Raw genomic sequence first — 15,122 nt, forward strand, 5'->3', positions numbered from 1 at the left:
GGGTCCGCCGGGTGGCGACCTATGTGGGACGCGTCGGGGCGCTGGCGGTGGCGCTGGGCGTCGGGATCGCGGTGACCGGATCGCCCGGCGTCGCGTGCGCGGATACCGCGACGACGAGCCCCTCGTCGGACTCGCCCACTCCCGCCAATATCGGCGACACCTCGGCCGAGACCGACGTTTCCATCGGGGACGTCGACGAATCGACGTCGGGTTCGCCTGTCGAACAGTCGCCCGGCGCTGCTGAGGAGAACGGCTCGACGACGCCGCCGTCGACGCAGGAAACCACGGAACTTCCCAACGGCGTGACGATCTCGTCCTCGGGCGGTGCGCACACGTCAGGTGAGTCGGACGAGACTGACGAGGACGAGCCGGACCCCGAACCGGAGCAGGAACTCTCGGCGCCGGCGCCGACCGTCACGGCGCCGGTCGAACGCAACAGGTCAAAACAATCGACGGCTGCCGTCGCATCGCCCGCGCAGAACCGCGCCGCGACCGAGAGCACCGCCACAAGATCCAGCGCTCGCGGCGCGCAGCCGTCGGACAGTGCACCCGTCTCGGAGACCCTCGGCGCCGCCGAAACCACCACCGCGAGTGTCGACGTGCCGACTCCGCTCGTCGCTGAGCGGCACGCGCAGGTGCTCACCGCAGTGCCCAATCCGATCGCCGGCCTCGTCGCGATACCGGTCGGGATCGTGTCGGCGGTGGTGCAGACACTGCTGTCGCCGTTCATCTCACCGGGCGGCCCGGGGCCCGCGCAACCGCCGCTTCTGTGGGCGGTGCTCGGATGGATACGGCGCGAGATTCAGACGACGTTCTTCAACCGCCGACCGGTGCTGGCCGCCCCCACCGACGTCGAGCAAGTCGACCGCGCGGTCACCGGTGTTGTCGTCGGGTCCGATCCGGACGACGACGCGCTGACCTACACCGTGCCGTCGACGAGCGCGGGCGGCGGCACCGTGACGATCGACGACCAGGGCGAGTTCACCTATATGGCACCCGAAACATGGGATGGCACATCGCTGTTGACCGACAGTTTCACGGTGACGGTCAGCGACAGAGGAAACGGGTGGCATGTACACGGGCTCGCCGGCCTGTTCGGAGGTAAGCACACGACCACCAGGGAGATCAGCATCGCGTTGGTTCCCACGACAACCGAACCCACCGCCACGGCGGTCGGGGAAGTCACGGTCCCGACGACGTCGGCCTCGTCGGCGCAAGGATCCGACGGCACGTTCGCCGTCACCTATCGGACGGGTTCCGGCACGTCCGCCGACCCGTACCGCACGACCATCACGGTGGTACGCCCCGGCCGGGACCCCGTCACGGCCGATGTTCTCGGCTCGATAAGGGGCTCAGTCAATGTGCTTTCCGACGGCACGGCGGTGGTCACCACCACCAGCGGGTCGGGAAGTGAGGTCGACCCCAGCATGGTCACCTTCACCGTCATGCGGCCGGGGACGGCCACGGAAACGAGTACCACGGCCGGGACGGCCGCCATTGCGGTGTCGAACACCCGTGGGACGGCGGTAGCCGGCATCAATTACATTCCGGTCAACGGCGGATTCCAGATGAGCCTGCGGGTGGCCCGGGTGGGTGAAGCGCCGATCGTCATCGCCATCGATGAACTGCCGCAGTTCTTCCCGCCGGCGGTGACACCCGACGGCACAGTGGTTTTCACGACCAGCTTGGAGGATGCCGAGGGAAGGAAAACCTCCCGCACCGTACACGTCCTGCGCCCCGGTAGCGCCGTCGTCGAGAAGTACGCCTTCGCCGAGGACGGCCCGTCACGGCTGGTCGGAGAGCCGGTCGTGGGCGGCGACGGGACGGTCGCCTTCGCGACGACCTCGGGGTCGGGTGCCGCCGGCGACCCGTTCGTGACGACCGTGACGGTCCTGCACCCCAAGCAGGACCCGGTCACCAGCAATGCATTTGGCACCTCCAGCGGTATCGCCGTCGGCAAGGACGGCACAGTGTCCTACGCGACGGGGTCCGACGGCGGCGTGACGGTGACAGTGCTGCGAGCCGGACACGGGGCCGTCGTGTCGACGGCGGATGGCGCGCTCTACGGTACGCAGATCGGTGACGACGGAACGGTCGCCTACCAGACCTATACCGGTTCGGGCAGTTCGGCGGATCCGTACCAGCTCACCGTCACCGTGCTGCGCCCAGGCCAGGGTCCGGTGGTGGCGAGGACGACCGCCGGATTCCTCAATCCCCTGCTGATGAGCCCGGACGGCACGGTCGTGCTCAATGCGCTGACCGGCCCGTCGGGCGGATGGTATCGGGAGTACGTCGTCCTCCGCTCCGGGGCGGACCCCGTGTCGATCCCCATCACCGATGTCCCGGGCAGTACCGCGGCCATCGGCGCCGACGGGACCTTCGCCGTTGTCACCTCGCGTGGCGTCGGCACGGTCGAAGACCCCACACGTACTGAGATCATTGTCCTGCGGCCCGGGCAAGTGAACCCGACGCCGTACAGCGCGCCCGGTAGCCCGCGCGGCGCCCCGATCGTCGGCGCTGACGGAACGGTCGCAGTGGTCGCCCAGATCGGTTCGACGGCAAGCGCGTTCACGGTGGTGCGTCCCGGACAGGAAGCCCAGACGTACCCCGGCGCGGGCATTCCGCAGTCGCCGGCGACGATCGGACCCGGCGGCGTCCTCTACCAGCTGCTCGAGTCGAACCCTCGAGGAAGCGCAACGCTGCTCGTGGTCGAGCCGTCCGGCGAGTCGACGGCGCTGCCGTTCACGGGCACGATCAGCGGCTTCACGGTCCATCGGACCGGCGGGGCAACCCTGCTGATGTCAGTTACCGACGCGGAGACCGCCACGACGACTGTCACGTCGTACGAGATCACGACGGGGCCGTACCGCCCGTCGTCGTTGTGAGTGGGGTGGGCGGGGTCAGGTGGTCCGTCGGCCGGCACGTGCGGCGAACGCATCGAGGGCGGCGAGCACTTCGGGAGAACACCACACTCGGTTGCGGCGGCCACTGGTCGTCTCGATAAGGATTCCCGACTCGGTGAGTGGGTTGAGGTAGCGGTGAGCGTTGGTGGAATCGATTCCCAATTCCTGCTGCAGCAGCGCGGCATTCACCACCGCGCGGCGGGTTAGTAGATCGGCGACCTTCCACACCGCCGAGTCCGACCGCGCGGTAATGACGTCGTTCCACTTCGCTCGAATGTCGCGAAGGTCGGCGACCAGTTGGCGCCCGTTCGCGATGGCAAGGACAGTCGCCCCCGAGACGCATTCGACGATAGGCTCAGCGTCGCCGTCGCGGTAGCTGGTCAGTGCGGCGAAGTACGCGCCCGTGTCGGCTAACAGCCCGGCCGAGACCGGGACCGTCACCTGACGTGTCAATCGCTTGTTGCGCAACATGGCTTGAAGCAATACACGGCCAGTGCGGCCATTCCGGTCGGTAAAGGGGTGAATGGTCTCGAATTGTGCATGGGCCACTGCGATCTGCGGCAAGCCAGGGACGTCGGCGCGCTGCGCGAATTTGATGAGGTCGCGAATCGCGCCGGGCACGATCTCGTGGCGCGGACCGACGAACGTGGCCCCGATGGGTGTGGCTCCGCCGCCGATCCACACCGGCTCGGTGCGGAATTCGCCAGGTGTGTGGCGTGAGTCGTTGGCCATCAGAACGCGGTGCATCCGCAGGATGGCGTCAGCGTCGAGGATGTCAGACAGCGCAATGGCTGCTTGCATCGCAGCGGTGTTGGCAACGATCATCTCGGCATTGCGCTTGGGCTTGGCGCCGGGTAGCTCGGCCTCGGCAATCGCACGCGCTGATGCCGTCAGGTTCTCGATCTGCGAGCTGGCAGCGGCCTCTGAGCGCAGTAACACCGCAGAGAACGGTGCGATCTCGCCTCCGAGTTCGGCGTCGAAGCGGGCTATCTCCTGGCTGGCATACTCGGCTTGCGCGAACGCGGATGCCGACAAGTCCAGAGCCAGATGTTCGATCTTGACCGGCACGGCGGGGTGGTAGGTGCACGCCGCGACGCTCCCAGACCGGTTCCCCTGTGGGTCCCAACGGACGTCCTCGTAGGTGACCGGACGAAGTGAAGTCACAACGTCATCGTAACTTCACTTGAGTAATTAAGTGAGGTTAAAGATATGAACGAGCTTCGCTTGACGCAGATGCCGAGGCGGAGTAGTGCCATCCAGAGGGGAGTTAACCGAAGGGATTCGAAGTGGGGCGGGCGGGGCTCGAACCCGCGACCAACGGATTATGAGTCCGCGGCTCTAACCGACTGAGCTACCGCCCCCGGCGCGTGACGCGGGCACCATGATCCCACACCCGCTCGTGCCAGCCTCACAGCGACTTTGTCGCGCAACCGAGGACCGCCTGTAGTAGGTGAGCGACAATGTCGCTCCGAGGCTGGCAGGAAAACACATGTACCCCCGAGCCCCTATGCGATGTCCGCGTACACCGGTTGGCCGTCCTCGCCGATCGAGTACCGCTCGGTGCCCGCAGCCACCCGCGGCGTGTCGGCACCCAGCGCCACCGCGATCTTGTTGCACGCGTTGCGCATGACGTCGAGCGTCAGCTCCCACCCCTGCTTGCGCGAGAAGTGGTTGCGCACCCCCTCTGCCACCTCCGGCGGGATCGTCGACGGCGACCAGATCAGCGCGTCGACGTACCGCAACGCCGCCTTGTGCGCCTCGCTCAACCCCTCCGCCGCCTCGTACCGCTCGATCTGCCCGTACAGATCCTCTGACCCGCCCGCGTCCAACGCATCCCCGTCGCGCAGCGACTTGCACAGCCGGCAGTTGTGCTGCGTCGCGCCTCGCAACCGCACGATCTCCGTCGTCACCGGATCCAGTTCCCGCAGCTGCGCCACCGCCGGCGCGAAGCCGTTGAGCAGCGCATCGACCGGATCCGACGCGACGTCGACAGCCGCTTCGCCGTGCCCCGGCCGGCCCAAGCCGATCGCCTCGCAGCCCGCCCACACCCGCGGCACGAAGTCGGCGATGAAGATCGTCACCGCGACCCGGAACGCGTTGTCGCCGAACACTTCCAGGAACCGCGCTCGCTGGTTGTCACCGATCCCCGACACGTCGACCGCGAACTGCTCGACGAACGCCGCCAGCACCCGATCCTCACCGGTCGGCTCGTCGAGCAGATCCTCGCGCAGCGGCAGCGGCGGCAGCGACAACGCCCGCCCGCACGTCAACCGGATCAGCGTGTCGCGTCCGCCGTCGCCCGACGACATCGCGACCAGTCCGGCGATCCGCTCGGCCACACCATCATCGCCCATCCGCCGATTATTGCGCCTGACTGACCGATGACATGTGAAAGTCCGGAATCCGCAGGGTCGGCATCGCCGCCCGCGTCGCCCAGTCGCCCCATTCGCGCGGCAACGTCGCCTCGCTGACCCCGGCTTCGGTCGCCCGGCGCAACACATCGAGCGGGCTCTCGTTGAACCGGAAGTTGTTGACCGCCGCGGTCACCTCACCGTCCTCGATCAGGTACACCCCGTCGCGGGTCAACCCGGTCAACAACAGCACCGCCGGGTCCACCGTGCGGATGTACCACAGCGTGCTCAACAACAGTCCGCGTTCTGTGCGCGCGATCATGTCCGCCAGGCCGGCCTCCCCGCCGGTCATCAGCAGGTTGTCCGCCGGCACCGACGGCACCGTGTCGAACTCGGCGGCCGCCGCCCGCGGGTACGCCAGCGCGTTGATCGCGCCGTCGGAGATCCAGTCCACCCGGTTGATGTCCATCCCGTTGTCGAACACCGACACCCGCGCCGACGACGTCGCAGTCGCCACGAACGGTGTGCACGCCAGGCCCTCGGCGAACGGGTCCGAGTACAGCGTCAGCGGCAGGTCGGTCAGCTTCTCCCCCACCCGCGTGCCGCCGCCCGGCGCCGAGAACACGGTGCGCCCCTCCTGCGCGCCGCGGCCGTCCATCGCCCACGACATGTAGATCATCAGATCGGCCACCGTCGACGGCGGCAGGATCGTCTCGTACCGTCCGGCGGGCAATTCGACCGTGCGTCGCGCCCACCCCAACCTGGTCTCCAACTCGTCGAGCATCGAATCCACCGGAACCTCAACGTAATCCGGCGTGCTGACCCCCACCCAGGCGCTGGCGCCGTCGCGCTTGGCGTTGATCTCCACCGACCCCGTCGGCTGGGTGAACCGCCGCCGCAGCCCACCCGAGGTCGCGACGAACGTCGTCTCCAGGATGTGGCGCGCATACCCGTACAACTGGGCGCGGCCGCGAAATCCCCGCACCAAACCGTCTGCGACAGAACCGAACACGTCGGCACCGGTCACCGGCAGCGGCGCATCCCAGTCCGGCGGCGCGTCGCCGCTGGACAGCAGCGGCGCGCCGTCGCGGGCCGCCGGCGCCGAGCGCGCGGCCTCCTGCGACGACGCCACCAGCGCTGCGATCGTCGCCGGGTCGACCTCGCTGGAGCGCACCGACCCGACGTGGGACTCGCTGCCGCGGCGCACGATCGACACCACCGTGGTGTTGCGGCTCCGTGACTCCCCGTTGGTGGTCATCGAATTGCCCGCCCACCGCAGCGACGCGTCCGCGCGGTCGGTGACCAACACGATCGTCTCGTCCGCGCCACCCAACCGCGACGCCTCGGCCAGCGCGCGTTCCACCACCTGCTGTGCACCGATCATCGGTTACCGCCCCGCCTCGGCCACGGTGTTGAGCACGTTGACCCCGCGGAACAACGCCGACGGGCAGCCGTGGCTGACCGCCGCGACCTGCCCGGGTTGTGCCTTGCCGCAGTTGAACGCCCCGCCGAGACGCCACGTCGACGGCCCGCCCACCGCCTCCATCGACCCCCAGAAGTCCGTCGTCGTCGCCTGATACGCCACATCACGCACCTGACCGTCCAACCGGCCGTCGCGGATCCGGAAGAACCGCTGCCCGGTGAACTGGAAGTTGTAGCGCTGCATGTCGATCGACCAACTCTTGTCACCGACGATGTACAGCCCGTCGGACACCCGCGCGATCAGGTCCTCGGTGCTGACGTCCTCGGCCGCCGGTTCCAGCGACACGTTGGCCATCCGCTGGATCGGGACGTGGTGCGGTGAGTCGGCGTACGAGCAGCCGTTGGAGCGGCCGACGCCGAGCCGCGGCGCGAACACCCGGTCCAGCTGATACCCGACGAAAATCCCGTCGCGCACCAGATCCCACTTCTGCGCCCGCACCCCCTCGTCGTCGAAACCGATCGACGCCAGGCCGTGGTCGACGGTGCGATCGGCGGTCACGTTCATCACCGGCGAGCCGTAGCGCATCGTCCCGAGCTTGTCCGGTGTGGCGAACGACGTCCCGGCATACGCCGCCTCGTAACCGATCGCGCGGTCGTATTCGGTGGCGTGGCCGATGGATTCGTGGATCGTCAACCACAGGTTCGACGGGTCGATCACCAGGTCTGTCGGCCCGGCCTCGACGCTCGGGGCCTTGACCTTCTCGGCCAGCCACACCGGCAGCTCGGCCAGCTCCGATGACCAGTCCCATACCTCGTCGCCGGCGGCGTACTCCCAGCCCCGCGCCGTCGGCGGCGCCAGCGTGCGCATCGTCTCGAAGGTGCCCGCGGCGGCGTCGACGGTGACGGCCTCCAACGACGGCTGCACCCGCACCCGCTGCTGGGTGATCGACGAGCCGAACGTGTCGGCGTAGAACGTCTGCTCCTTGGCCGCATGCCATCCCGCCGAGACATGGTCGACACCGTCGGCGGCCAACAGCCGGCCGGAGTACTCGCCGAGCACCGCCAGCTTGTCGGCGGCCGCGACCTCGAACGGGTCGATCACGTAGTCCGACACCCAGCTCACGTCGGTGTAGACCGGTTCGGCGGCCAACTCGATGCGCTCGGCGTTCAGCGGCGCCAGCGTCCGCGCGACCCGCACCGCCCGGCGCGCGGTCTCGGCCGCCACGTCGACGTCGAGCTCGGCGTGCGAGGCGAAACCCCAGGTGCCGTCGACGATCACGCGCACCGCCAGGCCGATCTCGCGGTCGACGACCGCGGCCTCCAGTTCCCCGTCGCGCAACTGCATCAACTCGGTGGTGATCGCGTGCACGCGCAGGTCGGCGTAACTGGCGCCCTCGGCCAGCGCGGCGGACAGCGCCGCATCGGCGAGCGCAGACCGCGGCAGCGCGAGAAAGTCGGAATCGACTCGTCGGGTTGCTGTCACGGTCACCACCGTAACGGTGAGGTCAGCGGGTCACCGCGCTGGTGCCGAGCACCGTCAGCTCCAACGCCAGGGCCACCCCGCACACCGCGGCGACGATCAGCATCGCCCACCAGTCGATCGCCTTCGGACGCGACGGCGCCGCCGAGATCTGCCCGGCGCCGCCGCGCGCGGTGATCGCGTCGCCCATCTCGTCGGCCCGCCGCAAGGCGACGGTGATCGCCGCGGCCAGCATGTCGATCGCCTCCATCCACCAGCGCCGCCAGTGGCCGCGCCGGCGCGGGGCCGCCGGTTTGGGTCGCAGCCGGCGCGCGGCGTAGAGGATCCGGAACTCGTCGATCAGCATCGGGAACGCGCGCAGCGCCAACGCCAACGCGACCGCCCACTCGTCGACCGGTATCCGCAACACCCGCAGCGGGCGCCCCAAAGTCGCGACGGCGGGCGCGATCTCGGCGACGTTCGTCGTCCACGACACCATCGCGCCCAGCCCGAGCAGCACGATCGACAGCGCGGTGATGCGCAGGAAGTTCAGCAGTCCGCCCAACCCCACCTCGACCGAGCCCAGCCCGATCACCGGGTCGCCGCCGGCGAAGGTGGCGGTCAACCCGCCCAGGAACACCAGGAAGATCAGCCAGCCGGGGATGCTCGGCAACACGCCGCGCTGGATGCCGGCCAGCCGCGCCGCGACGAGCACCAGCACCGCCACCGCGCCGATCGGCACCCAGCCCGGGTAGAACGTCATCAGCACGCCGATCGCGGCGACCATGAGCAGTTTGGTGCCCGCCCACAGCCGGTGGATGACGCTGTCGCCGGGGACCGGCCGCAGCAGGACCACCGAGCGGCGCTGGCGGCGACCGGTCGACGGCGCGCTCATGCTCGTCCGCCCGCGGCCGTCGGGGTGGGCACCAGTGCGCCGCCTTCCAGATGCAGTGTGCGCGGGCACAATTCCTCGAGCCCGGTGAAGTCGTGCGAGATCACGACGACGGTGAGGTTCGCGGTCCGGCGGAGCTGGGCCAGCAGCCGCAGCAGGCCGCGTCCGCTCGCCGCGTCGAGACCGGCCAGCGGTTCGTCGAGGATCAGCGCGCGCGGCTTGCGGGCCAGCAGGCCGGCCAGCACGACGCGGCGCATCTGACCGCCGCTGAGCTGGTCGATGCGCCGCTTGGCCAGTGACGCGTCCAGGCCCACCGTCGCCAGCGCTTCGGTCACCCGGGCCGACTCCCGCACCGAAAACCCGGCGGCCGAGGCGATCTCGAGGTCGACGCGGCCACGCATCAGCTGCAGCCGGGCGGCCTGGAACGAGATCGCGACGGCGCCGACCTGATCGGCGACCGGGGCGCCGTCGAGCAGGCAGTCGCCCTCGGTCGGCACGGTCAGACCGGCCACGATCCACGCCAGCGTCGACTTGCCCGACCCGTTGAGCCCGTGGATCAGCACGCCGTCGCCCTCGTTGACGGTGAAGCTGATGTCGCGCAGCGCGGTCGCCGCCCACGGCGTCCCGCTGCCGTACTCGTGGCTGACGCCTCTGAGCTCCAGCACCGGGGCGGTGTCGTGGCCGGGGACGGCCGTGGCGGTCGGCGCCTCCGACGTCTCCACCATGTCGGTGTTGTCGTCCCCGCCGGGGCCGCCGGTCAGGTCGACGGTGCGGTCGGCGGCGTCGGCCTCGTCGTTGTAGTGGGTGATGTGCACCAGCGACATCTGGTGGCGCCGGGTCAGCCCGGACAGCACGCCCATCAGCGCGTCGCGGCCCTGCTGGTCGACCATGCTGGTGACCTCGTCGGCGATCAGCAGCGACGGTTCGCGCGCGAGCGCGGCCGCCACCGCGAGCCGCTGCAGTTCGCCGCCGGACAGGCCGCCGGTGTCGCGTTCGGCCATCCCGTCGAGGCCTACTTCCTCGAGCAGTTGCGGCACGTCGGTGACCGCGCCGGGCGGCAGCCCCCACACCACGTCGTCGGCGACGCGGGTGCCGAGCACCTGGCTCTCGGGGTGCTGCATGATCACCGCTGTGCCGCCGATGCGGCCCAACCCGACGGCGCCGGGGCGTTCGATCCGGCCCGCGGTGGGTTCGCGGCCGGCCAGCATCAGCATCAGCGTGGTCTTGCCCGAACCGTTGGCCCCGGTGATCGCGAGGTGCTCGCCCGGTTCGACGGTCATGGTGAGCGGGCCGAGTGCGTCGTGGTCGGCCGACGGGTAGCGGAAGTGCACGTCGCGCAGCCGGGTCGGCACCGGGGCGACGGCCTCACCGTCGGATAGGGCGTCGGCCGAGGCTTCCAGCTTGTGCACGTCGGGGATGCCGAAGAGGCGGTCCATCACCCGCGACAGCGCCCACCAGCCGACCAGGCTGACGAACGTGATCGACACCACGCCGGAGCCGAAGAACAGCAGCGGCCAGTAGTCCAGCGCGATCGCGAAGTCGTGTTTGAGCCGCTCGGCCACACCCTGCATGTTCGGGATGCGCGCGATGATCGCGGCGGTGCCGGTGACGTTCGCGGTGACCGACTCGAACAGCAGGTGGCGCAGCCGCGAGAGCACCGACAACGCCACCACGACGGCCGCGCCGAACGCGGCGCCGGCGACGAGCGCGGCCACGAACACCGTCGGCGTCCCGCGGCCGCGGCGTTTGACGATGCCGGTCAGCCCGCCGATATAGGCGCAGTTCACCACGGTCATGAACCCGCCCATCCCGGCGATCAGGAACGCGATGATGCCGCCGGCGACGGTCGCGGTGAGCAGCACCCGCAGTCGGTAGCGGTACGCGAGCAGCCCCATCGGCACGGTGCCGAGCAGCGACAGCCCCGCCGCGAACGGCACGACGACGGCGATGATCGCGGTGGCCGCGCACAGCGCGGCCATCACGGAGGCCTGAGCCAGTTCGACCGGACGCAACGCACCCTTTCGTCGAGGTGGTTGCCCGGTCGCGGTCATTGCACGATTCTGCCAGCCGCGATGACGGTGGCCCGCAAGCAGACCGTTTGAAACACATAGCGTGACTATGTAATCTGGCCGCATGGCTCGAACGCTCGGTTCCGACCTGCTGTCCGTCGTCGCCCGGATCAACCGCCTGGCCACCCAGCGGGTCCGTCTTCCGCTCGGCTACGCCCAGGCGCGGCTGCTGTCCACGATCGAAGACCAGGGCCCCACGCGCATCTCGGACCTGGCCGCGCTCGACCACTGCTCGCAGCCCACGATGACCACTCAGGTGCGCCGATTGGAGGACGCCGGCATGGTGACGCGCCGGGTCGACCCCGACGACGCCCGCGCGGTGCTCATCGAGATCACCGCCGAGGGCGTGGACACGCTGCGGCAGGTCCGCATCGATCGCGGCGCGGCGATCGACCCGTATCTCGATCGCCTGGACGACCAAGACCGCGACACGTTGGCCGAAGCCGTCCGCGTGCTGCGCCGGTTGCTCGAGGACGCGTCGACGCCGACGACTGTCACCAAATAAAGGCCAACTAAAGGAGGGTGCGCCCGGATGTGGCGTCAACCGAAAGCTGTCTGGGCCGTTGCGTTCGCGTGCGTCGTCGCGTTCATGGGCATCGGCCTGGTCGACCCGATCCTCAAGCCGATCGCCGAGAACCTCGATGCCTCACCGTCACAGGTGTCGCTGTTGTTCACCAGCTACATGGCGGTGATGGGGGTGGCGATGCTGATCACCGGTGTGGTGTCCAGCCGCATCGGCCCCAAACGCACTCTGCTGCTCGGTTTGGCGGTGATCATCGTCGGCGCCGGGCTGGCCGGGATGTCAGCCACCGTGATGGAGATCGTCGGCTGGCGCGCATTGTGGGGCCTGGGCAACGCGCTGTTCATCGCCACCGCCCTGGCCGCGATCGTGAACTCCGCGAAAGGATCTGTGGCACAGGCGATCATCCTCTACGAGGCCGCGCTGGGCCTGGGTATCGCGGTCGGCCCGCTGGTCGGCGGGGCGCTCGGCACGATCTCCTGGCGCGGACCGTTCTTCGGGGTGTCGGCGCTGATGGCGTTCGCCTTCGTGGTCACGGTCTTCCTGCTGCCCCCGACGCCGCGCGCCGAACGCGCGACCACGCTGGCCGACCCGTTCCGCGCGCTGCGGCACCGCGGCCTGTTCGGCGTCGCGGTCACCGCGCTGTTGTACAACTTCGGGTTCTTCACACTGCTGGCGTTCACGCCGTTCCCGCTCGACATGAGCGCCTCCGAGATCGGGTTCATCTTCTTCGGGTGGGGTGTCGCGCTGGCGTTCACGTCGGTGGTCGTCGCACCGCGGCTGCAGCGCCGCTTCGGCACGCTGCCCGTGCTGCTGGTCAACCTGGTGGTGATGGCGGCGACGCTGGCCGTGATGGCGATCTTCACCGACGACAAGGTGGTGCTGGCGGCCTCGGTCGTGGTGGCCGGATTGTGGTGCGGTATCACCAACACGCTGATCACCGAGACCGTCATGAAGGCCGCCCCCGTCGAACGCGGTGTGGCCTCGGCGGCCTACAGCTTCATGCGGTTCGGCGGCGCGGCCGTCGCGCCGTGGCTGGCCGGGGTGCTCGGCGAGCGGATCAACGTGCACCTGCCGTACTGGGTGGGTGCGGCCGCCGTGCTGGCGGGCGTCGGCGTGCTGGCGTTGACCCGGTCTCACCTACGCGGCATCGATGCCGAAGAGTCCGAACTCGAGCAACTCAAAGACGAGGCGACCGCGCTCACCGTCGGAGATTGAGACCCCACCTATCCGCGCCGCTCACGCGCTGACCAGTGCAGCCGCCGCGGCCCGGGCCCGCGACTGGCGCACCTCGCGGATCACACCGTCGCCGAACACGTTCAGCAGCGCCTTGGTCGCCCGCCGGCGCGCCAGCCGCCCCGCAGCCGTGAACTTCGGGGTGTTCATCAGCTGCTGAGCCCATCGCGGGTGCAGATCCCTGTACCGCCCACTCGATCAGCGAGTACAGCGGGCGCTGAGGCCGCGGATAACGCCACGGGGCAAGCGGATTGAGGTAGCGAACGGTCGGGATCGTGACCGCGAGCTGGGGCACCGAGTCCTCGAGCACCTGCATCACCCCGGCCCGGGTGGTCGGCACGTCGACGCCGCCAAGCGCCTCACCCATGCGGGCGTATTCGGCGAAAAACTGTTCGAGCCGTTCGCCTTCGAGTGGGCGCGGGTGATAGGCCGTGTGCGCGGCCACCAGTCCCCACGCCTGCGTGGCGTAGTTCCACGTCAGCAACTCCGGATCGTTGGCCCGGTACGCGTGCCCGTCGGGGCGCACACCCTCGATCGTGTCGTGCATGGCGCGCACCGTCCGGCACACCTGCTCGGCGACGGCCGTCGGGCCCATCGCCACCCCGAGGAAGAACGCCACCGAATGCCCGGTGCGTGAAGACATTCCCTTGTCGTCGAAATTGCCGGTGGGCGCCCCGTCGGGGCGGCGCTCGATGGCCCTGGTGTGCTCGTAGCCCATCCACGCCATGGTGGGGTGAAGCGTCTCCATCATCGCCGCCGCGGCCAACCCGATCTGGAAGGTCGGCAGGTGCGAGTGGACGTACCACATGGCGCTGTCGGGTCCGTACCAGCCGGGATCGCCGACGGGTTCGTCGAACCGCACGCCTTTGAAGAACTGCCGCCGCACGGGTTCGAACAGCTTGTCCATCGCCCGATCAGACAGGTCGCGCCGCAGATCGCTCACCATGGCACTACCGTAATGCGAGTATCTAATCGCATACTAGTCGTGTTCAAGAGAAGGTCGTGGCGCAGCAGATTCCCAGAAAAGTGCCTCGTCAGCAGAGGTCCCGCCAGATGGTCGACCGGATTCTGGACGCGGCCGCTCGCCTCCTTGACGTATCCGGGTACGACGGGGTGTCAACCCACCGCATCGCCGCCGAGGCCGGCGTCAGTCCCGGCAGCATCTATCAGTACTTCCCGAACAAGGACGCGATCGTCGCCGCCACCGTCGAGCGGATGATCGAGCGCATCGCCGCACAACTGGCCGAGGCCTTCGACACGGTCACCGGAACCGGCGGCGCCGATCCCGTGCGGCGCATCGTCACCGCGGTGCTCGACGCCACCGAACGCAACCGGGAACTGGTGCGGGTGCTGGTCGAGCAGATGCCGCGGTTGGGCGGCTCGGCCGAGATCCGGACCATCGAGCAGCGCGCCACCGATCTGGCCTCCGGCTATCTGGCCGGGGTCACCAACGGCATTCCGATGCGGCGTCCGGCGATGGTGTGGCTGGCGGTACAGGCGTTGGAGCAGATCACGATTCGCTACGTGCTCGACGAACCGGCGATCGACCGCGAGGAGTTCGTCGCCGAGTTGAGCCGGCTGATCACCACGTTCACCACGCTGTCGGTCGTCCCGCGGTAGCGGCCTCACGCCAGCGCGGCCTTCACCGCCTTGTCGACCTCGAGGTCGAGCACGGTCAGGTTGGCGCGACGGAATCCCTCCGCGACCCAATGCTCGGGCTGCAAACCCGGCCACACGACGCACAAGCCGATCGAGTCCCAGGCGTCGAAAGCGAAGAACCGGTAGGCGCGGCGGCCAGCTTGTCGCGCGGCAACGCGTCCAGCCCGCGGTTGACCGAGTCCAGGATCGGGCCGATCTCGGCGGGCACCGTGGTGTCGACGATGGTCTGCCCGTCGGCGAGATGGCCTGGCGCGGCGGGCTGATCGGCTTCGGTGACCAGGTCGACGTACTGCTCACCCACCGCGGACACCGAGTGCACGTTGGCCGCCACTCCGGCGGGGATCCGGTAGCGGTCGTCGATGCTCATCGTGGCGGTGACCCCGTCGCGGGTGGGACGCACGTCGGTGACCTTGCCGACGGTCACGCCGCGGTAGGTCACGTTCGCCGTCGCGTAGAGCCCGCCGGAGGACGGCAGCTTGGCGTACACCGTGTACTGACCCATCCCGGCCATGGTCGGCAGCCGCAGGTAGTACACGCACAGCACGGTCACCGCGATGATCGTCAGCAGCGCGAAGACCACCAGCTGGATGCGAACGAAGCGGGTCAGCACC

11 protein-coding genes, 1 tRNA gene and 1 pseudogene are annotated in these 15,122 nt (G+C 69.2%); 4 read left to right on the plus strand and 9 right to left on the minus strand.

From position 1 onward, the window contains the following. Positions 1 to 11: 11 nt before the first annotated feature. Entirely contained in the window at positions 12 to 2,885 is a 2,874-nt protein-coding gene (locus tag BHQ18_RS06990) for an Ig-like domain-containing protein (RefSeq protein ID WP_069412869.1), read from the plus strand. A 15-nt stretch (positions 2,886 to 2,900) separates the two neighbouring features. Here the strand turns inward: BHQ18_RS06990 and BHQ18_RS06995 are convergent, their stop codons facing one another. The 7 genes from BHQ18_RS06995 to BHQ18_RS07025 all read right to left on the minus strand — a co-directional run bounded on the left by BHQ18_RS06995 (position 2,901) and on the right by BHQ18_RS07025 (position 11,078). Continuing rightward, positions 2,901 to 4,067, minus strand: a complete 1,167-nt coding sequence (locus BHQ18_RS06995) for a Fic family protein (RefSeq protein WP_069412870.1) — start codon at positions 4,065 to 4,067, stop codon at positions 2,901 to 2,903. Between the two features lie 123 nt (positions 4,068 to 4,190). After that, positions 4,191 to 4,264: transfer RNA gene (locus tag BHQ18_RS07000), tRNA-Ile, on the minus strand. A 144-nt stretch (positions 4,265 to 4,408) separates the two neighbouring features. Beyond that, positions 4,409 to 5,257 carry a carboxymuconolactone decarboxylase family protein gene (locus BHQ18_RS07005; RefSeq protein ID WP_069412871.1) on the minus strand — a complete coding sequence of 283 codons (849 nt, stop codon included), beginning with the start codon at positions 5,255 to 5,257 and terminating at the stop codon, positions 4,409 to 4,411. 7 nt (positions 5,258 to 5,264) lie between these two features. Then, the gene (locus BHQ18_RS07010; RefSeq protein ID WP_069412872.1) at positions 5,265 to 6,638 is read right to left on the minus strand and encodes a metallopeptidase TldD-related protein; all 1,374 of its coding nucleotides are present in this window, start codon (positions 6,636 to 6,638) and stop codon (positions 5,265 to 5,267) included. A 3-nt stretch (positions 6,639 to 6,641) separates the two neighbouring features. Further along, the gene (locus BHQ18_RS07015) at positions 6,642 to 8,159 is read right to left on the minus strand and encodes a TldD/PmbA family protein (RefSeq protein ID WP_069413032.1); all 1,518 of its coding nucleotides are present in this window, start codon (positions 8,157 to 8,159) and stop codon (positions 6,642 to 6,644) included. Positions 8,160 to 8,181: 22 nt separating this feature from the next. Continuing rightward, positions 8,182 to 9,030 carry an energy-coupling factor transporter transmembrane component T family protein gene (locus BHQ18_RS07020; protein WP_069412873.1) on the minus strand — a complete coding sequence of 283 codons (849 nt, stop codon included), beginning with the start codon at positions 9,028 to 9,030 and terminating at the stop codon, positions 8,182 to 8,184. Continuing rightward, positions 9,027 to 11,078: an ATP-binding cassette domain-containing protein gene (locus tag BHQ18_RS07025; protein ID WP_069412874.1), complete on the minus strand. Its 2,052-nt coding sequence runs from the start codon at positions 11,076 to 11,078 to the stop codon at positions 9,027 to 9,029. The genes BHQ18_RS07020 and BHQ18_RS07025 overlap by 4 nt, the downstream gene beginning before the upstream one ends. Before the next feature lie 82 nt (positions 11,079 to 11,160). Between BHQ18_RS07025 and BHQ18_RS07030 the strand changes: the two genes are divergently transcribed. After that, positions 11,161 to 11,601 carry a MarR family winged helix-turn-helix transcriptional regulator gene (locus tag BHQ18_RS07030; RefSeq protein WP_069412875.1) on the plus strand — a complete coding sequence of 147 codons (441 nt, stop codon included), beginning with the start codon at positions 11,161 to 11,163 and terminating at the stop codon, positions 11,599 to 11,601. A gap of 27 nt (positions 11,602 to 11,628) precedes the next feature. Further along, complete coding sequence (locus tag BHQ18_RS07035; RefSeq protein WP_069412876.1) at positions 11,629 to 12,834, plus strand: MFS transporter; 1,206 nt, start codon at positions 11,629 to 11,631, stop codon at positions 12,832 to 12,834. Here BHQ18_RS07035 and BHQ18_RS07040 read toward each other — a convergent pair. Next, positions 12,818 to 13,798 carry an oxygenase MpaB family protein gene (locus BHQ18_RS07040; protein ID WP_234794103.1) on the minus strand — a complete coding sequence of 327 codons (981 nt, stop codon included), beginning with the start codon at positions 13,796 to 13,798 and terminating at the stop codon, positions 12,818 to 12,820. The genes BHQ18_RS07035 and BHQ18_RS07040 overlap by 17 nt on opposite strands. Before the next feature lie 107 nt (positions 13,799 to 13,905). Between BHQ18_RS07040 and BHQ18_RS07045 the strand changes: the two genes are divergently transcribed. Continuing rightward, the gene (locus BHQ18_RS07045; protein WP_069412877.1) at positions 13,906 to 14,472 is read left to right on the plus strand and encodes a TetR/AcrR family transcriptional regulator; all 567 of its coding nucleotides are present in this window, start codon (positions 13,906 to 13,908) and stop codon (positions 14,470 to 14,472) included. A 175-nt stretch (positions 14,473 to 14,647) separates the two neighbouring features. Here the strand turns inward: BHQ18_RS07045 and BHQ18_RS07050 are convergent. Next, a pseudogene (locus BHQ18_RS07050) lies at positions 14,648 to 15,121 on the minus strand (MCE family protein); the annotation flags it as partial. Position 15,122 lies beyond the last annotated feature (1 nt).

Source organism: Mycolicibacterium flavescens (assembly GCF_001722335.1).
GTDB lineage: Bacteria > Actinomycetota > Actinomycetes > Mycobacteriales > Mycobacteriaceae > Mycobacterium > Mycobacterium flavescens.